This window comes from Nostoc sp. KVJ20 (assembly GCF_001712795.1).
Taxonomy (GTDB): Bacteria; Cyanobacteriota; Cyanobacteriia; order Cyanobacteriales; family Nostocaceae; genus Nostoc.
Map to the genome: position 1 here is coordinate 18,377 of NZ_KV757595.1, position 20,224 is coordinate 38,600.

The 20,224-nt window shown below is 41.4% G+C and carries 11 protein-coding genes; 4 read left to right on the top strand and 7 right to left on the bottom strand.

Annotation, left to right across the window (positions count from 1 at the left end; genetic code table 11):
- The 7 genes from A4S05_RS10990 to A4S05_RS40185 form a co-directional block, all read right to left on the bottom strand.
- The gene (locus A4S05_RS10990; RefSeq protein WP_069069870.1) at positions 1–3,180 is read right to left on the bottom strand and encodes a beta strand repeat-containing protein; all 3,180 of its coding nucleotides are present in this window, start codon (positions 3,178–3,180) and stop codon (positions 1–3) included.
- Between the two features lie 192 nt (positions 3,181–3,372).
- Positions 3,373–6,339: a tetratricopeptide repeat protein gene (locus A4S05_RS10995; protein ID WP_069069871.1), complete on the bottom strand. Its 2,967-nt coding sequence runs from the start codon at positions 6,337–6,339 to the stop codon at positions 3,373–3,375.
- A gap of 428 nt (positions 6,340–6,767) precedes the next feature.
- Positions 6,768–7,076 carry a hypothetical protein gene (locus tag A4S05_RS11000; protein WP_069069872.1) on the bottom strand — a complete coding sequence of 103 codons (309 nt, stop codon included), beginning with the start codon at positions 7,074–7,076 and terminating at the stop codon, positions 6,768–6,770.
- A gap of 467 nt (positions 7,077–7,543) precedes the next feature.
- Positions 7,544–8,326 carry a peptidylprolyl isomerase gene (locus A4S05_RS11005; protein WP_069069873.1) on the bottom strand — a complete coding sequence of 261 codons (783 nt, stop codon included), beginning with the start codon at positions 8,324–8,326 and terminating at the stop codon, positions 7,544–7,546.
- A gap of 71 nt (positions 8,327–8,397) precedes the next feature.
- Entirely contained in the window at positions 8,398–9,945 is a 1,548-nt protein-coding gene (locus tag A4S05_RS11010; RefSeq protein ID WP_069069874.1) for a beta-barrel domain-containing protein, read from the bottom strand.
- A 69-nt stretch (positions 9,946–10,014) separates the two neighbouring features.
- Entirely contained in the window at positions 10,015–13,071 is a 3,057-nt protein-coding gene (locus A4S05_RS11015; RefSeq protein WP_069069875.1) for a peptidase domain-containing ABC transporter, read from the bottom strand.
- 1,911 nt (positions 13,072–14,982) lie between these two features.
- Positions 14,983–15,174 carry a hypothetical protein gene (locus A4S05_RS40185; RefSeq protein ID WP_141699690.1) on the bottom strand — a complete coding sequence of 64 codons (192 nt, stop codon included), beginning with the start codon at positions 15,172–15,174 and terminating at the stop codon, positions 14,983–14,985.
- A gap of 708 nt (positions 15,175–15,882) precedes the next feature.
- Here A4S05_RS40185 and A4S05_RS11020 point away from each other — a divergent pair.
- From A4S05_RS11020 to pstB, 4 genes are all read left to right on the top strand, one after another.
- Positions 15,883–16,896 (top strand): PstS family phosphate ABC transporter substrate-binding protein, encoded by a 1,014-nt coding sequence (locus A4S05_RS11020; protein ID WP_069069876.1) that lies wholly within the window; start codon positions 15,883–15,885, stop codon positions 16,894–16,896.
- Between the two features lie 111 nt (positions 16,897–17,007).
- A complete protein-coding gene (gene pstC, locus A4S05_RS11025) occupies positions 17,008–17,922 on the top strand; it encodes a phosphate ABC transporter permease subunit PstC (RefSeq protein WP_069069877.1) in 915 nt (304 codons plus the stop codon).
- A gap of 1 nt (position 17,923) precedes the next feature.
- Entirely contained in the window at positions 17,924–18,847 is a 924-nt protein-coding gene (gene pstA, locus A4S05_RS11030; RefSeq protein WP_069069878.1) for a phosphate ABC transporter permease PstA, read from the top strand.
- Complete coding sequence (pstB, locus tag A4S05_RS11035; protein ID WP_069069879.1) at positions 18,841–19,635, top strand: phosphate ABC transporter ATP-binding protein PstB; 795 nt, start codon at positions 18,841–18,843, stop codon at positions 19,633–19,635. Before pstA ends, pstB begins: the two co-directional genes overlap by 7 nt.
- Positions 19,636–20,224: the final 589 nt, after the last annotated feature.

A 20,224-nucleotide genomic window follows, 5' to 3' on the forward strand; every position in this document is an offset into this window, starting at 1 on the left:
CTAGTTGAACCATTGGATAACTGGAACACCTCCACTAGTAGCTTGATTAAGAAATGTGAGATTAGCGTTAGTCTGATCTCGTAAAGTACCTGCGACTTCATTGATGGAGGTTCCAACTACAACTCCTATTAAATCAAGGAAAGATGGTGATGTACTAACAGCATTAGTCCCGAAAATATAAGTGTCGGTAATTGAAGTAGTGGGGTTAAATACGTTCTGGATTCTATAAATTAAGCCTTTTTGCACTTGAATCAAATCACCTGCATTAAAGTCTCTTGCAAAGATTCCAGCCGTACTGGTTTCTTGACCGATAATGGCAATGTCGGCACCAGTTGTACCACTGCCTAAGTAGTAAAATTCATTACTACCTCCCAGAATAAATCGATCATTATTGGTTCCACCAGTTAAGACATCAACCTCTTGGAATCCTCGATTACCAAAACTACCGATAGTAATTGCAGAAGCATTTCTGCTACTAGCACCGACACCAATGAGGACATCATTGCCAGCACCGCCAATTAGGGTGTCATTGCCAGCATCTCCAATTAAGATGTTATTGCCAGCGTCGCCAGTTATCCTATCTGCAAAGGTCGAGCCAGCCACATTTTCAATGTTGGCGAGTGTATCCGTACCACCAAGTCCGTCGCTAGCAGTTCCGGTTCCCAAATCAACGACAATACCTGCTGTGCTGGATAAATAATCCACCTGATCGGTACCAAGTCCGCCATCAATAATGTCATTGCCAGCACCTCCAATCAAGAGGTTATTGCCTGCATTGCCGGTGAGGGTGTCGTTGAAACTTGAACCTGCAACTTCTTCAATGCTAGTTAGTGTGTCAGTACCACCAAGTCCATCGTTAGCTGTACCAGTGGCTAAGTCAACAATCACTCCCCCTAAACTGGAGGAATAATCTGCTCGGTCACTTCCAATACCACCATTTAAGGTATCATTACCAGCGCCTCCCACAACGGTGTCATTGCCAGCACCCCCATCCAGGCTGTCATTACCAGACCCGCCACTGAGGAAGTTATTGGCTGTATTCCCGGTGAGGGTGTCGTTGAAACTTGAACCGGAAGCTTCTTCTATTTCGATTAGGGTATCAGTACCGCCTAGTCCATCACTGGCTGTACCTGCTGTGAGGTCAACGTTAACTGCTGAGGTACTAGAGGCATAATCAGTGCGATCGCTACCAGCACCACCAGTAAGTGTATCATTACCAGCACCACCATTCAGCGTATCATTGCCAGTGCCACCATTGAGCAAGTTAGCAGCAGCATTTCCAGTCAAATTGTCGTTGAAATTGGAACCAACTACGTTTTCTAGGTTGGACAACGTATCAGTATCATCGAATCCATCACTAGCGTTACCTGAACTCAAGTTAACGGTGACACCTGCAAAACTGGAAGAATAATCAATTTGGTCAGTACCAGCACCACCATCAATGGTGTCATTACCAACCCCTCCCACAAAGAGGTTATTTGCAGTATTTCCGATCAGACTATCATTAAAGCTAGAACCAACGACTTCTTCAATATTAGTCAGGCTATCTGTTCCCCCAAACCCATCGCTAGCAGTACCAGTTGCTAAGTTAACGGTGACACCTGCAATGCTGGAGGAATAATCAACCCGGTCAGTACCATCGCCACCATCAATGGTGTCATTACCAGGCCCGCCGACGAAGATGTTATTTGCAGTATTTCCAGTCAGGTTATCGTTGAATGTGGAACCGATGACATCTTCAATATTAATTAGGGTATCAGTACCAACACTTGTCCCCCCGGTGGCGATGCCAGTTGCCAGGTTAACAACAACTGCCCCTGCACTCCCGGAATAATCCACACGGTCAGTACCAGCACCGCCATCAATGGAGTCATCGCCAGCCCCTCCAACAAAGACGTTATTCCCTGCATTGCCAATTAAGGTGTCGTTGAAACTAGAACCAGTCACATCTTCAATATTGAGCAGCGTATCGGTGCCACCCAAGCCATCAGTGGCGATGCCAGTCGTCAGATTAACAACAACTGCCCCTGTACTGGAAGAATAATTTACCCGGTCAGTACCAGCACCGCCATCAATGCTGTCATTGCCAGTCCCACCGATAAAGAAGTTATTGCCCGTATTGCCAATTAAAAGATCGTTGAAAGCAGAACCGACAACTTCTTCAATGTTAAGTAGCCTATCACTGCCACCCAGCCCATCACTGGCGATACCAGTGGCAAGGTTAACGTTGACAGCTGCCGTACTGGAGGAATAATCTACCCGATCAAAACCGGCACCTCCATTGAGGGTGTCATTACCCGCTCCACCAATTAGAATATCGTTACCAGAACCTCCATCCAGACTGTCATTACCAGCGTTTCCGATGAGACGGTTATTGCCCGTATTGCCAATCAAGATATCGTTGAAAGCAGAACCAGCAGCATCTTCAATGTTGATCAATGTATCGGTAGTGCCAAATCCATCGCTAGCGCTACCAGTCGCTAAGTTGACATTGACTGCGGCTGTACTGGATGAATAATCCACTAAATCAGTACCACTGTTACCATTTAGGTTGTCAGCACCAGCTCCACCAGCCAGAGTGTCATTGCCAATATTGCCATCAAGGGAGTCATCGCCGCTGCCGCCATCAAGGAGGTCATTATCTCCACCGCCATCGAGGAAGTCATTACCATCCTCGCCGTAGAGCAGGTCACTCTGTCCATTACCCAAGATGGTATCTTCTCCTGCACCGCCTCGCAGTATATCTACGCCACCGCCATTAATGTCGCTACCACTAGCCCCTTGGATAAAGTCATTACCGTCACCGCCATCGATGAAATTATTGCCACTGACTCCTGAGAGGACATCATTGCCTGTCCCACCGCGAATCGTATCATTACCTTGGCCACCCTGAATGGTGTCATCGTCATCGCCACCCTCTAGACTATCGTTGCCACTTCCTCCATCCAAGAAGTCATTACCCGTGCCGCCAACTAAGGTGTCACTACCACTATCAAGGCCACCAAAGAGGAGATCATTACCAGCGCCACCATCTAAGGAATCGTTTCCTTGGTCGCCCTGAAGTAAATCATTTCCTCCTAACCCTAATAAAGTATCGTTCCCAAAACTTCCATAGAGCTGATCGTCTACAGCAGTTCCTTCAAGTAAGTTATTGCTACTATTTCCTCGTCTGAAAACCATAAGTTTTATCTCCTTAATTTTTCACTTTAAATTTTTCGAGTTTTCCTATTAAGTTGAACTAATTGTCTGATCCAAATTTATAGTGACTTAGATTGGATAAGTTCTTGGTGCTGAGTTTGGTAAATCTGTTCTAAATTCATGTTGGCTTCCCCATATTGAGGATTGAACTCTAAAGCTTTTTGAGGGCTACGCCTACGCTGCTTTTATCTCTCCTTGTTTTTGCAGTACCACCCCTAAGTTATAATGAGCTTCTACCAAATCTGGCTGTAGTGCGATCGCAGCTCGATAGTAAAGAGCAGCAGTTTTCCAATCAGCTGCTTGTTGGCGAGCAATGCCAAACTTATAGTTGAGTTGAGCATAGTAAGTTTGTTTCTCGATTGAAAGCTTTCCTTGGGCAAAAAGCGCATTACCTAAATTGACATCTGCTTCTGTACAGTTAGGTTGAAATTCCAGAGCTTTTTGATAAGATGCGATCGCTTCTTCCCACTTACCTTGTTGTTGCAAGGTATAGCCCAAATTGTTGTAAATTGTCCCCGCATCTGGTCGGAGAGCAATAGCTTTTTTATAAGCGACTTCTGCTTCTGGCAATTGCCCTTGAGTTTGGCGAAAATTGCCTAAACTAAACCAAATTTTTACAGAGTTAGGCTGAACTTGAGAAGCTGCACTCAAGAATTTCTCTGCTTCCTCGAATGCACCTTTCTGTTGTCCCAGCATTCCTAACCCATATAGTGCTTCTGCATAATCTGGCTGTTTGTCGATAATCTGACGATATAACTGTTCTGCTTCGTCCAGGCGATTAGCTCGATGATGTTGAACTGCAAGTTTAAAAGCTTCAGTAACATCTTTGGTGTCAAATTTTCTGGATTTATTAACCAGCTGCAAAAGAAAATCTTCCAGCGCTCTGACTGGTTTTAAATCGCCATATAGTTTATGTTTATTTTCTGCGACTTGCTGGGAGATATATTGACGATATTCAGCATCTTTCCCCAGCCGAATAGCGATGTTTACGTATTCTTCTTTATTGGAGGCGATCGTTTCTTCTATACCCATCATCTTCAAGATGGCTAGAGAATGTCGTCCCCGCATCAGTTCTCCTGGTAAAGTAACAACCGGAATATTGTGGGCAATAGATTCCAAAGTAGAGTTACATCCAGACCATCCAATACTATCCAAAAAGACATCAGCTAAGGCTGTAGTACCAGCAAAAGTCTGACTCTTCATCTGAGGCAAAAATAAACAGTGATTTTGGTAATTCAGCCCTAATTCTTCAAAAGCACGGTTTAAACGCTGGCGAAATACTTCTGTAACTTCTTCACTCTCATGTTTAATAAATACAAACTTAGAATTCCCTAATTCCTTCGCAATTAGGGGGAAGACATCATCATGATTGGGCAAGTATTTATACAAAGATTGGCAACACCAGAAGAGAATTTCATCTTCTTGTAAACCTATATCTGCCTTCGTAATTGCTTGCGGTTTAATTGCCAAAGGTGTATAATGAATAGATAAATTTGGTAGTTTAACTAGCTTTTCTGTATAGTGTTCTTGAGCATTTTTTGATTCCATTAAATCACTGCTCAAGTAATAGTCAATAGTTGGTAGACCACTAGTATCAGGATGCCCCCAAGATGTCATTTGAATTGGCGCTAGTCTTAAGCAACCCATTTGTACAGTCATTGAGTCCATCCCAAACTCTGGAAAAATCAGGATGTGTAATTTATCTTCAGTTACCGCATCACACCATTGTTCAATTGAGCGAACGCCTTGAACAAATTTATCCAAAACTTGAGCGGCTCTGATTGTTGAATCATCTTTGGTTGTTCCAGTGTGATAACCAAATACTTCAAATTCACTTCTATCGAGATTTTCTACCCAACCCTTAATAGGGATTTTCCAATTAGAATGATTACAGAAAAATCTAGAGACAATACCAACCCGAACCTTTTCATTTTTATCTAAGTTCGGGAGAACAAGCGGTTTGCTCCATTGGGTATAGCGACTCGACATGATCTGACAAATCATTTGTCCGTAAGTTCGCTGTAAATCTCGGTCATTTAAACCTTGATATGCGAGATAAAAAGGCTGTAATGTGCCCACAGCTTCAGATGATTTTGCTTGTTCTTCTTGTTTAGTTAATTGATAGCTTTCAGCTAAATTTTGCAAATGCTGTTGATACTGATTACGGCTTAATTCAATTTCATCAACACTAGAATATATAATAGGTAGCTGACTGATACAAATACCTAATTTAGCAGGAGCATAATTTGGGGCAATTTTTAAAGCTTTCTCAAATGCTCTGATTGCTGACTCTAATTTACCGTTTTGTCTGAAAACAGTTGCTAAATTGTAATGGATGATATTTATATCAGGCTGAAGTTTGATTGCTTCTTGATAAGATTCAATAGCAGCATCAAATTTGTTGAGTTTCTTCCAAATATTTCCCAAATTATTATGGGTTAATGCCAAATCTGGTTTAATATTTAACGCTTTTTGATATGCTGCTATTGCTTGCTTAAGCTTACCTTTTTGCTGCAAAGTATGCCCTAAGTTGTGATAGGCATAAAAAGAGTCTGGTTGAATTTTTATTGCTTGTTGGTAAGACTTGATGGCATCATCGAAGCGTGCCTGTTTTTGAAGTACATCTCCTAAATTATTATGAGCTGATACTAAATCTGGCTGCAATGCAATAGCCTGCCGATAGTATAACTCTGCAATCCTCAAATCACCTGCGTTTTGTCTACCTAAAGCAAATTGCTGATTTAAGTCTGCATAGTAAATTTTTTCCTGCGATGACAGCTTTCCTTGGAGGTGGAGAGCATTACCGAGATTTGCTTGTACTTCTATGCAGTCGGGTAGAATTTCCAGTGCTTTTTGATAGCAAGCGATCGCATCCTCTAGCTTACCTTGCTGTTGTAAACTATACCCTAAGCTGTTGTGTACTGCCGCTATTTCTGGCTGTAATTGTAAGGTGGCTTGGAAAAATGATTCTGCATTTTGATATTCTTTTTGCTGTTGCGCCAGCATACCTAAGCCGTATAGTGCCTCCGCTTGTCTGGGATTTACCTCTATAATTTGACGATAAACCTGTTCGGCTTGGGTGAAGCGCTTGGCTTGGTAATGTTGAACAGCGAGTTCTAGAGACTCAGGAAGTGTAGTCATAACTTATACATCTGATATGTCTTTCTATTGCTACACCCACCAGGAACTTGAGTTTCTGTAACCTATAGCTGAAGTCGGTTTTAACCGATTAAAATTCTGATTTTTAGTATATTAAAACGAATCATCCTCATCTAACCTTCGGGGGGTTTACGATCAGGACGCTGTTATAGGGAAACATCGCAGACATAGCTACTACCCTAGAGTTTTAACTCAGGGCGGTCGAACTTTACATAACTATAGGTTGGGTTGAGGACTAAGCTTTGTAAAAATTTGTTGCTGAAACTATTATTTGAAATTAAACGGTGTAGTTTAAATGAATACCGAAAGCTCAAATGAGCAGAGAGCTTTCGGTAATTTATGAATCTAGTAGGCTTTCGAGCCGACTCTACTTGCAAGAGTTTATACTCATTGTAAGTGGAGTTTAATTTTTAGTTACCAGTACCAGATACGCTGAGTGCGTTAGCAGAAGCAACACCATCATTTGTGAAGGTGAAAGCGAAGGTTTCAGCAAAGCTGTTGTTACCCAATGCGGTAGCGCCTGATTCAGAAGTAGCTAGGTTGCCGCTGACGTTAACATCAACATCTACGTTCTTGTCGATATCGATGTTTTCATTGAAATCTACATCGATGTCTACGTCTTTGTCGATGTCGAAATCGCCATAACCGTAACCGTAACCAAAGCCACCGATAACTTCTTCAGAGGTGATTTCCAAGTAGTTCAAGTCTGCAATAATCATTGATTTTCTCCTGAAATGATGTAAATCTTTTTAGCTTTTTTCGGCTAGCCAAGTTGTTTTTGGCTATGTACTAACTATAGTTGTTTTACAGTGAAAGTCAATAGGTTTTTGAAAGTTTTTTTTAATTAGATTTACTTATAGAAAAAAGATAAATTTAGCCAATAATCATCATATTTAATAATTTGTTTTCTGCTCTAAAAAAGCACAGCAAAATATGGCATTGATCGCTTTAATCAATACCAGTAAAAGCTTCCAGAAATTATTCTAATTTCTGTGTATGTCAATTTTGTAATGTAGAATTTTATTTCTTAAAAGACCAAAGCTAAAAAAATAAACTATTTTTTAGCGCAGCAAATAGGCATTTCAAATATTTTATATTTCTAAGAATCAACCCTAAAAAAGGGAGATTGTCAGCCATAAAAATATTTGACACTTAATTAGCTATTGGGTGTTGGTCAATAACAGATTTAAACTTGCTCTAGTAATTCCTCCTGCGATCGCATATTTGCGTCCGAGTCTAGGCGAGTGACTATTCTCATAGCGTTGATTTGTTGCTTTAACCAACCAGCAAAGGATTCTGTAATGATTTTTTGGCGCAACTGTTCATCTAATTTGGGTTGAATGACTTCTTCCACCCAAATTAAATGCACTCCTTTGGGAGTCGTAATCGGTTTGAGAGCTTCTGGTGGTGCAGCAGCAAATACGGCGGCTGCAATCTCTGGACGAAAATCTTTTCGGTATCGAATTCCCTGGTATCCATAAGCACGGCGGGCTTCTGGCTCTGAGATATATAGACGAGCGATTTCTGGAAAATTGACTTCGCCTTCTTCTAGAGCATAAAAAAGCTCTAAAGCCAAATCTCGATCCTCTAAGACGACTTCATAAGTAACGGCACTGACATAATCCAGTTGACGTTCATAAAAGTGCTTTTCGAGTTGAGCAGAAAATAAATGATTTGCTAACTTCCGCGAAAGGACGTTGTTGTAGGCTAATTCTTCAAACTCATTCACAGACAGGTGGTGTTGTTCTAGCCATGTCCAGGTTTCTTTAGCTCTAACAAGCTTCTTAGCGAACCGTAAGTCATCTCCTTCTTGCTGTAGTTCTTCTGGTGTGACTGTAATTCCTAGCTCTTGGGCGGTTTCGGCAATAATGCTTTGCGATGCTATTGCTTCCACTAGATCAGGTATCTGACAAGAGAGTTTGAGACTGTGAATGATATCTGAACTGGAAATGTTTAGATTATGGGGCATAACATGATATCTCCAATAATTAAGGGGATTGGGAATTAGAGAAACTCTTCCTCAGTCCCGATCGCTCTGAACTAAATCTCTAAACCGCCTTTTTGCAATTTCTTGAACGGATCTAGAACAAAGTCAATCACGCGCCGTTGACGAATGATGACATCAGCATTTGCTGTCTGACCGGCACCTAATGGGATACGTTTGTTGCCATTTTCGACATACTGCTGATCTAAGGTGATTTCTAGCTCATAGATTTCGACATTCCCTTGAGGTGTTTGGCTTACTTTTGAGTCAGGAGAAATCCAAGTAACTTTCCCTGCGACAATGCCATATTCTTGGAAGGGATAGGCATCAAACTTGACCTTAACTGGCATTCCTACCTTCAAGAAACCACTATCTTGATTAGGCATACTTGCTCTGAGTACGAAGTCTGCATTTTGGGGTGCGACTTGGGCAATCCTTTGACCTGGTTGGACTACTGCTCCCGGTTTAGTGGTGGGTAATTCAAAAATCACCCCATTAATTGGCGATCGCACCACTCGTTGCTGCATTTGGAGTCTGATAGATAGAATCTGGCTCTTAGTCTGAGCAACTTCTGATTGCACTGCTGTTATTTGTGTTTGTAGGTCTTTTAGCTGTTCTTGATTTTTCATTACAGCCAGTTTGCCTGCTTGCATCACGCTTTTATAGCTACTTTGTTCCCCTTGCAGCCGGAGTTTTGCTTGTTTGATATCAGACTCCAACGTATTGATAGTGACTTGATAACGATTTAGCTCTCCTGCTAACTGCAACTGTGCTTGTTTTATATCTGATAAAGACTTGTTGTAGAGTCGTTTGCTCTCTTGTTCTTCTTTTTTGAGTTGATCAATTTGGGTGGCAGAAACCGCACCATCCTGAACGAGCTTACTAAAGCGTTCAACTTGCTTAGAATCTATACTCAAACGAGTTTTAGCCGATTCTTGATCGTTGCGAGTGGTATAAATCTGCTGCTCTGCTTGCTTCACTAATGCTTGTTTTTCTAACTTTTGGAGGTTATAGCTATTTAGTTTGGCGTCAAGGTCTTGCTGTGCCTGGTTCACTTGAGCCATTTTTTCTAAGTCTTGGGATTTACTTTGTTGCTCCAAAAGGCTAGTTGACATTAGGAGTTGATTTTTAAGTATTTCCAGTTGCGATTGCCGATTTTGTAGCCCTTGCAATTTGCTCTGGATTTGTTGCAGTTCTGTTTCTAGGACATCAGAATCGAGTTCTAGTAGAACCTGACCGGCTCTGACTGTATCTCCTTCTTTGACCCGAACGGCTTTGACACTACCACCAGTTTGAGAGTCTAATTTTTGAGTTGCACCTTTAGGTTCTATCCGCCCTCTGGCGGTGCCAGTTTCATCTACTCGCGATAGAGTTGCCCAAGGCAAGAATAGACCAGAAAATACTATGAGTAGGTACAACAAACCACGAGTCCAAATTCGAGGTAAGGCATCGAGCAATTCTTCAGTACCGTAGTACAAGTCTTGACTGTTACTTTCTGCCTCTGTCTCCTCGTTAACTTCTACAGGTTTCTCTTGCTGTGTGTAACTTTGATACTCATCCCGCTCATCTTGGGTAAGTGGGGATGATCTGTTGGGATATGGCATAGTTTTATTTCCAATAAATTGTAGATGGAGTGAAAAAACAAAGTAGTCCCAAGTCCTCAGTTCCTAGACTCAACCGGTTTGAGCAAGTTGTTGGTGATTCAGGTAGTAGTAATGACCTTTTTTGGCGATTAATTCGTCGTGGGTACCGCTTTCTACCAAAACGCCCTGGTCTAAAACTAAGATCAAGTCAGCGTTGCGGACTGTAGAGAGACGATGGGCAATGATTACACTTGTGCGTCCTTGAAGAATTGTTTTCAGGTTGTTTTGAATAATTCGTTCTGATTCGGAATCCAGGTGGCTTGTAGCTTCATCAAACAGCAATAACCGAGGATTTCCGAGCAACGCACGGGCGATCGCTAGGCGTTGGCGCTGTCCTCCAGAGAGCATACCGCCGCCTTCACCAATTTGGGATTCATAACCCATTGGTAGTTTTTGAATAAATTCATCGGCTCCGGCATATTTTGCTGCTTGGATAATTTCTTCTAAAGAGGCATCTGGATGAGCGATCGCAATGTTTTCACGAATAGTCCCACCAAAGAGAAAAGTATCTTGGTCTACAACGCCAATTTGGGAACGGAGCGATCGCAAGGCAACAGCAGTGATGTCATGATCATCAATCAATACTTTGCCGTCTGTTGGTGGATATAAACCCAAAATCAATTTACTAAGGGTTGTTTTTCCAGAACCGCTACGCCCCACCACTGCAACCATCTGTTCTGGCTGAATTTCAAAGTTGAGATTTTCTAGTACGTTAATCTCACTTTCTGGGTGATAGCGAAAGGTGACATTCTGAAAGCGAATGTTACCGTGCAGCTTACCCAAAGTCTTCCGGGGCTTAGTTTCTAAGTCTTCTTCTGGTTCCGCCTCCAACACGTCATTAATGCGTTCAGTGGAAATCACAATTTCCTGTAATTGATTCCACAACATAGACAGCCGTTGGAAAGGACTCAAGACGTTACCCACCAACATATTGAAAGCAACTAATTGTCCAATAGTCAGGTCGCCATTAATTACCTGGGTTGCTCCATACCATAGCAATGCAGTATTGACAAAAGTTTGGATGACACCACTGATAATTTGCAGGCGATTACCAATTATCTGAGCATTAAAGCCTTTTTTGACCAAATCATTCAGCAGTTCTTCCCAACGCCAGCGCACGGTCTGTTCAATTGCCAATGAACGGACGGTACGAATTCCGCTGAGGGATTCAATGAGATAGCTTTTTTCTTGAGTACCAGCAGTAAAAATCTCTCTGGACATCCGGCGCAAAATACTTGTGCTAGCCAGCGCCAAGATAAAAAATGGCGGTACTGTACACAATACAAATAATGACATTCGCCAGCTATAGGAGAACATCAAGCTCAGATAAACCACCAATGTCAGCATATCCAGCAAGATGGAGAGTGTCTGACCGGTGAGAAAGCGCTGAATTTTCTGGTTTTCTTGGATGCGCGAGATGATATCCCCAACAAAACGCGACTCGAAATAAGAAAGGGGCAAGCGGTAGGTATGTTTAATAAAACCTACGAGTAAGGAAACACTAATGCGGTTAGCAGTATGAAATAGAAGATATTGCCGTAGGGCGTTGACAGCGACACCAAACAACCCAAAAATAATCATCCCTAAACCAATGGCGTTTAAGGTTGTAACGCTACGCTGTACAAGTACTCGATCGAGCAAAAGCTGGGTGAATACTGGCGTTACCAATCCAAATAATTGGATTAATATCGAAGCTATAAAAATTTCTAGTAGTGCCCGATGGTGAGGTCTAATTAAGTCAAAAAACTTCCAAAAACTAATACTTTCGTCTTTAGCATCTTTTAGGAGAGCTGTAGGTTGCAGTAACAATGCATAACCACTCCAACCTGCTTGAAATTCAGCTTTTGTCAGGCTGCGTTGACCAAGAGCGGGATCACATACAACCACCCGCTTTTTGGTGATTTCATAGACGACAATAAAGTGTTTGCCTTCCCAATGAGCAATTGCAGGTAAAGGTTGTTCTGCCAATTTATCAAGAGTCGCTTTCACCGGACGGGTGGAAAAACCCAGGTTTTCTGCTGTTGCTGCCATGGCCTTTAGGGATGCACCACTGCGGCTGACATTGGTCATATCCCGGAGGCGATTGATACTAAAATGCTTGCCCCAATATTTACCAACCATCACCAAGCAAGCAGAGCCGCAATCGGCTGCGCTTTGTTGGGCATAAAAGGGATAGCTCTTAGTGAGGCGTTTCCACCAATGCCCCACTTGCACCTTGGGACTGGGAAAATAAAAATTTGATTTTTTTGGCTGTTGTTGTGACTGCTTCTCTCTTTGGGGAAAAGGAATAATTTTGGCTTTTGGAGATTGAGAAGTTTTTTCTCTACTCTCTACTCCCCACTCCCTACTCCCCAATCCCCACTCCCCCAACTCCGGGAAGTATTCTAGTGCTGTTTGCCTCTGGTCGTTTTTCAGAGTGTAAGCAATCGTTGGTTGCGTTGCTTGCCAATCACCTTGTTCTGGTTGGGCAAAGATAGTGCCTGGTGTCAAAGAATGGCCTTGAGAATGCCGCAGTTGACCTCTATACAATAGCCACAGTTGGGAATCTTGGGATATTTGTGGACTTATAGAGCCAGGATCTAACTGGTGTCGCTCAAAGAGAGATAAGGCTTTGAGCATCCCTGGAACTTGTGATGTATGACCCGGAATTTGTGAGGTTTGGCGACATAACAACAGCAAATCCCAAAGTTCTGCACGGGCAAATAGGCGATCGCGAATGCTGGGATACTTGTCTATTAATATTTGCAATGCCTCTTGTCTGAAATAGCCAAGTTTTAAGCTTGTCGAAGCTCTAACTACATAAGGACTAAAGTTAGCTTCGGGAAACAGAGTCAATTCCCCGAAACAAGACCATGCACCAAAGGTAGTGATTAAATTCTCGGAGCTATCTAACAGTCGAACTTTCCCTGTCAGGATCATGTAGATACCAGGATTGGTCTGTGCAGATTGCCAAAACTGCTTTGCTACTGGTGGCTCCACAATCTCCATTTCTGCCAGGAAGTTTTGTAATTCTTTTTCTGAAAGCTTTACACCCAAAGTGTGCAAAAGCTTTTCATCCAGATTTTGCTCAGAAAGCACTGGTGGCATTTTCTTGTCTCCACAACAGAATTTAGTTACTAGTCTGAATCAGATACAAAAGTTAATAAAAAATATTTTTGAATGCCGTAATTTCACTGAGGAAACCCTAAACCTCCTTAAAGTAATGTTGGGAGGAAAGAACAGGGTAAAAACCTTCTCTTAAATACAAGGTATTTTTGTTTGGTGGACAGCCTTGTTCGTTGCACCAAGCCAAGTATTGATGTAATCAATGTTGATGTGAATGCCCAAAAATTGAGCTAAAGCTTTGTTTAGCTAGACTTAGGCAAACATCAACTAATTGCATCAACAGACTCGACACCCTTATGGTTCGATCATTTTGACAATCAGCGGCGTCTGTAATTGATGATTAAGAGGATTTATCTTCAGATCAAAATTTGGTAGATGCAGCGATGGCTATGGAAATTATTCCAGTTCTCAATCACCAACTGTCAAAATTTTTTCCATATATTGATTGTCAAGAGTTTGTCCTGGCTGAAAATTAGCTTTCAGGCTCTTGAACAAGACCTAACTCGGAAATAGCCTTAAAATACCGATTTCAGGCATTCCTAATTTTTTAACAGCCTTGTCTTGACTAAAATGGTGTGACATAATTGTATAAATTGCATTGAGTCGTAAATTATGGGCAAAGTTAATCCATTGCAGTTGTGTGACCAAAGCCTGACAGCAAAAATACCACAACTACATATCTGATTAACCTTGTAGGGTTAATCAGGGATTTACACAATGTGCAATTAGTGCCCGGTGTTATTCCCCTAGGGTTTTGCGAGTCTAGGGGAGAGTATCCGGGATAGCCTCAGTTTCAAGGGTACAACCTCAACCACTCACTGAAAAGCTAGCTTTGGGTAGGCTACAGGAATCAGAGGACTATAAAAATTCTAAAGCACATCATAATTTTTAGAGATTTCACTAATCAGGAAAAATCTCACTTAAACAAGTATTGTCTAAGTTGGCTTGCAAGATTCTACAGCGAATCTTTCGGTAGCCATGTCTATTATCTTTAGGGGAACATCTAGCAAGTCATTTAAGTTTATATCATACCTCCGGTAGTGTCATAAATGCAAGTGATTAAAAAAGATTTGCAAACATCATATTTACATCATTAGACACCATTAGTCTACACCGATCAACTTGGAATTGGAAGAATTTAGGACTTTCTTAATGTATTTTTTTTGAAAATCATCTAGTAGATAGTCTCTAGCAGAAAAAATATATTTACAACCATTTATATATGAAATCTGTAAGCAGATAGGCAGCGTAGCATGATGGAAGTGATGATGGCGGATGTTGTCTTCTTAAGGCATATAGTAAGTTGTTTAAATTAGCAGTGAGGTTAGACACGTTAATACTGTGATCAAGCACACACACTAAGAAATTACCACAACCATAGCACTTTCGCCATGCGAAGATATAGCAGAAATGCATATTGCAGCTTGATATAAGTTCAAAAAAATCCCTCATATTTAAATGAGCCTATAGTTAAAAAAATGAGAATAAGTCGCAAGTTCGTTTTTTCAAAATCTAGGATTGCGATGCGATCAAGTAAAGTACTAAATGCGTAGGCAGGGAACTCTTAACAGGAAACTCTTAACAGGAAATAAGGGAATAAATAAGTCGGCACGATAAAACGTATGTATATTGAGTTTTGTAAAAAGTGTGGAATGGCCAATTTCTAAACTGTTTTTTTGATTTTACATCTCGTCACAATTGTATGCAATTTGGCGATCCGTTAAGTGGAGCGATCGCTGAATCCTCTGGTTTGTCTTGCTCTGTGAAAGCAGTTTGTGTCATTCTTACAGAAGTCATTTAACTACTAAAGCTCGACCGATTTTGCGTAGTATAAATTACTTGCGTAATGACTGATATCGAGGTCAAAAACTGACGAACAAAAGAAAGCAGGATTTAGGCTATATGTAGTTGCGATCGCTTAACTCCGATAGAAGAATCTATTAAGTTTGCAGGAAGATCAATTTTTCGCGGGATGGGATTCAGTAGTAGTAAAGCGAGTGCTTTGTATCTCGGTGTTGCTACTAGTACGCGAGACTGGCTGGCTAAGAGGTTGTTTGAAAAGTATTTGGCTGTAATTTTAGGCACTTATAGATCCCCCCTAACCCCCCTTCTACGATGTGCACACAAGTCCTAAAAACCTAGCTTGATAAGCATTTNNAGTCTCTGACTCAATATCTGACTAGAGGCAGAGCCTCTAATCAGGCATTCCTATGCTCTGCATAGGAACGAGATAAACCAACGAACAATGAGAAATTGATCTTTTTTTGACTTGTGTGTACACCGTAGCTGGTGGGGTGGGGTTCTTCGGATTTAATAAGCAATCAAGCAAACATGATATAACTTCTGCTCTGCAATTAAGTGAGAAATCTATAGGAATGCGCTTTTATTTTTGAACTTACTTGCTTAAACAGGCAATACACAATAAACAATGGGAAAGAAGCATCTTTGAGTTGTACTGAGTTTTTTCAAACATCAAATATTAAGTCATATAGTACATCACGACGTAAATCAACCAGCTATTTCAAATCAATAAAAAGCAGTTTACATATTTCTTAGATTGACATATTCGTATTTGCTGCTTACATAGCTCACTCTGGCTATATTGTGCCCGATAAATGTATCAATCATGATTAACCTTTAATTAACTAAAATTTAACTCACGCATTAACTAATCATGTCATCTTCTTGACTATGGACATTCCGTTTATTCACTAAACTTTTAACTTGAAAAAGTAGTTATTTCTTGAGGTGAATTAGCGGAAATTCAATGTCCAGCAAACTAGGAATTTTGTTATGAACAAGATGAACTTTAAGCTTAACAGCCTGACAGTATTAGGTCTAGTCTCAATAGTAACCGCTACATTTGGTCTATCAATATCTGCGGTTCATTCCCAAAGCGTCAGCACAGTTACGGTTGATGGTTCTAGCACTGTTTTCCCAATTACGGAAGCAGCAGCAGAAGACTTCCAAAAAGCGCAAAGCGGTAGAGTGAGAGTTACAGTAGGCGTTTCTGGTACTGGCGGCGGCTTCAAAAAGTTCTGTCGTGGCGAGACAGACATCTCTGGTGCATCTCGTCCCATCCTACAAAAAGAAATCGATGCTTGCAAAGCTGCGGGTATTCGTTATGTCGAACTACCAGTAGCTTATGATGCTTTAACAGTGGTGGTTCACCCCCAAAATTCCTGGGCAAAAAATCTTACAGTCGCCGAATTGAAGAAAATTTGGGAACCTGGGGCACAAGGCAAGGTCAACAACTGGAATCAGGTTCGTAACGGATTCCCCAATGCACCTCTAAAGTTGTTCGGCCCTGGTGCAAACTCTGGAACTTTTGACTACTTTACCGAAGCTGTTGTTGGCAAATCGAAGTCTAGCCGGGGTGACTTTACTGCAAGCGAAGATGACAACGTACTTGTACAAGGTGTTAGCCGTGATAAGAACGCCCTTGGTTACTTCGGTTATGCTTATTACGCAGAAAACAAAAATAAACTGAAGGCAGTGCCAGTTAACGGCGTATTGCCATCGGAAACAACAGTTAAAAATGGCACTTACAGTCCGCTATCTCGTCCCATTTTTATCTATGTTAGTTCCAAGTCTATTGACAAGCCACAAGTCAAGCAGTTTGTGCAATTTTACTTGCAAAATGCAGCTAAGTTTTCTCAAGAAGTAAAATACGTTCCCCTGCCAGCGTCAGCATACACTACCGCCCAGAATCACTTCAATAAGAAGAGATATGGCACGATTTTTGGTGGTCAAGAATCAGTTGGGCTGAAAATTGAAGAATTATTAAGCCGTGAAGCCAGAGAATAAGCCTAATTTTGATTTTTGAATTAGTTCAAAATCTGCAATTTATCAAAGGGAGGTGTAGTACCTCTCTTTGTGTATTTAAATTCATCATCCAAAGAGCGATCGCATCCCAGCATGAGTAGTGTAAAACAAACTCAACTCTCTCGAAAGCTAGTGCGTGATTTGCAAGAACGGGCAATAGAGTCTGTCTTGTTTCTAGCGGCACTTTCTTCTGTGGCAACTACAGTAGCAATTCTTGGTATCTTATTTTACGAGTCAATTCTATTTTTTCAACAAGTATCTTTATGGAAATTCCTTACAGATACTCAATGGACACCATTATTTGATGATAAACATTTCGGTATTTTGCCGTTGGTGACAGGAACATTAGTCACTACATTTGTTGCTTTATTAGTGGCAGTACCGCTAGGTACTATTATTGCTATTTACTTGAGTGAATTTGCTTCACCCATCGTTCGGGAAATTGTCAAGCCAGCTTTAGAATTGTTGGCGGGTATTCCTACAGTAGTTTACGGTTATTTTGCGCTCTTATTTCTCACACCATTGTTGCAGGTAATTTTGCCAGATTTACCTGGTTTTAGTATGTTAAGTGCGGGACTCGTCATCGGTATTATGATTATTCCTTATGTCAGTTCCCTGAGTGAAGATGCCATGCGTACAGTACCCGCACATATACGCGAGGCTTCTTATGCAATGGGGGCTACCCGTTTCCAGACAGCTTTGCGAGTCGTATTACCAGCTTCTATTTCTGGGATCTCTGCGGCTTACATTTTGGGTATTTCTCGTGCGATCGGTGAAACGATGATAGTGGCTATTGCTGCGGGTGGACAACCAAACTTGACCCTTAACCCGATGGAACCAGCCGCTACCATGACAGCCTACATTGTATCGGTGAGTCTCGGCGACCTACCTCATGGCAGCCTGGAATATCAGACTATCTTTGCAGTTGGACTGACGTTAGTCTTAATGACTTTAGTCTTCAACATCATTGGTCATTTTCTCACCAAGCGCTATCGAGAAATTTATTGATATGACAACTCTTAATATTCAAGAAGTCCGCAAGACTATTAGCCGGAATAAGCGATCGCAATATATTTTCAACATTATTGGCATCTTGTCAATGCTGTTTGGTATTGTCACATTACTGGCACTATTATTTGATTTAATCACCGATGGTTTTCCACGTCTTTCGTGGCAATTTTTGACTTCGTTTCCTAGTCGCAGGGCGGAAGAAGCAGGTATTCTCTCAGCTTGGGTGGGAACGCTCTTGGTAATGTTTGTAACGTCTTTAGTAGCCATACCCATTGGTATAGCATCAGGTATTTACTTAGAAGAGTATGCCCGAAAAAATTGGTTATCTGATGTAATTGAAATTAATGTCACCAACTTAGCTGGTGTTCCGTCGATTATTTACGGACTTTTGGCTTTGGGTGTATTTGTTTATGGGTTCAATTTCGGTCGAAGCATTATTACCGCTGGGTTTACCTTGGCGTTATTGGTTTTACCAGTGGTGATCGTTTCTACCCGTGAGGCTCTGCGTGCTATACCAAATAGTATCCGTGAAGCTGCCTACGCAACAGGGGCTTCTAAGTGGCAAATGATTTGGGATCATATTTTGCCTTACTCAACAGGCACAATTCTCACTGGGATTATTGTTGCCTTGGCAAGAGCGATTGGTGAAACTGCACCCCTAATTACCATTGGTGCGCTGACATTTATAGCCTTCTTACCAGAACCACCAATTACTGGGCAGTTTCCCTACATCTCATTCTCTTGGTTACTCGCTCCGTTTACAGTTATGCCCATTCAAATGTTCGATTGGGTATCTCGTCCCCAAGCTGAGTTTCAGGTGAATGCAGCAGCAGCAGGTATTGTTCTAATTGCCATTACTTTGGCTATGAACGCTGTGGCAATTTATATCCGCTATCGTTTACGCAAAAAAATCAAATGGTAGAAATTGCATCATCAACCCTAGAAAAATCCATCAAAGCTTCGGTCAATTATCTGAATTTCTACTACGGTGGAACAGTCCACGCTCTCAAAGACATTAATATGTCAGTGGGTGAAAAACAAGTAACGGCACTGATTGGGCCTTCTGGATGTGGTAAAACCACCCTGTTACGTTGTTTTAATCGAATGCACGACCTTTACCCTGGAAATAGCTATAAGGGGGAAATCACTCTTGAGCCAGATGGGATTAACCTGCTCAGTAATAAAGTTGACCCAATTGAGGTACGGATGCGGATTAGTATGGTGTTTCAAAGACCTAATCCCTTTCCTAAGTCCATTTATGAAAATGTAGCTTACGGTTTGAAGGTGCGGGGTGAATCGAAACGTGCAATCCTTGATGAAAAAGTAGAGAAAGCTTTGCATGAAGCAGCTTTGTGGAATGAAGTCAAGGATCGTCTAAATGATTTAGCTTTTAACCTTTCTGGTGGTCAACAGCAGCGATTGTGTATCGCCCGCGCTTTGGCGACCGACCCTGAGATTGTTCTATTTGATGAGCCGACATCAGCCTTAGACCCCATAGCTACCGCCAGCATTGAAGAGTTGATCGATCAATTGAAAGAAACGGTGACGATTTTGATTGTCACTCACAATATGCAGCAGGCCGCTCGTGTTTCTGATTACACTGCGTTTATGTATTTAGGTGAGTTGGTGGAATTTGATCGGACAGAAAAGATTTTTAATCACCCCTTGAAGCAACAAACGGCAGACTATGTGAATGGTCGTTTTGGATAAGAATATTTTATAGAAAACTCAAAGCTTGCTATATCTGGTTTCTCGCCCCTTCAAGCGATATATGGGTTGGACAGAGCGATCGCACTTTGCGAAAATAGAACCAGTTCAGCTAAGAATGATAATCACTTAAAAGTTGCGAAAAAGCGCCTGCAATCGACAGGCGCTTTATTTTTATTTTCGTAGGAAATTTAATTAGGACTTACGCAAACAATAGCCAAAATCCTGATTTGACGGTAGGGGCAATTCATGAATTGCCCCTACTGCGTGTAGTTTTGCGTAAGTCCTATTAATGGTGATTAGAGTTTTTAAGTATCTAGTGAGTCTCTGAGGCTGAGGATATAACAAAAAATCTTAAAACATAGACCATACAAGCATTTCAAACCCACATTCCGTACTTTGAACTTTCACAGATCCTACGATGGTAGTAAACTAGTACACTGTAGCGGAAGTTTGCCCTACATTTATTTAACAAGGGGATTTTGCCCGTTCCGAGATTTAGCTTAACCCAGACATAGCTTCCAAATACTGAAAATAGTTGTTGAATTTTACATATTCTTCTATATTATCTAGGACTTACGCACTGTACAAC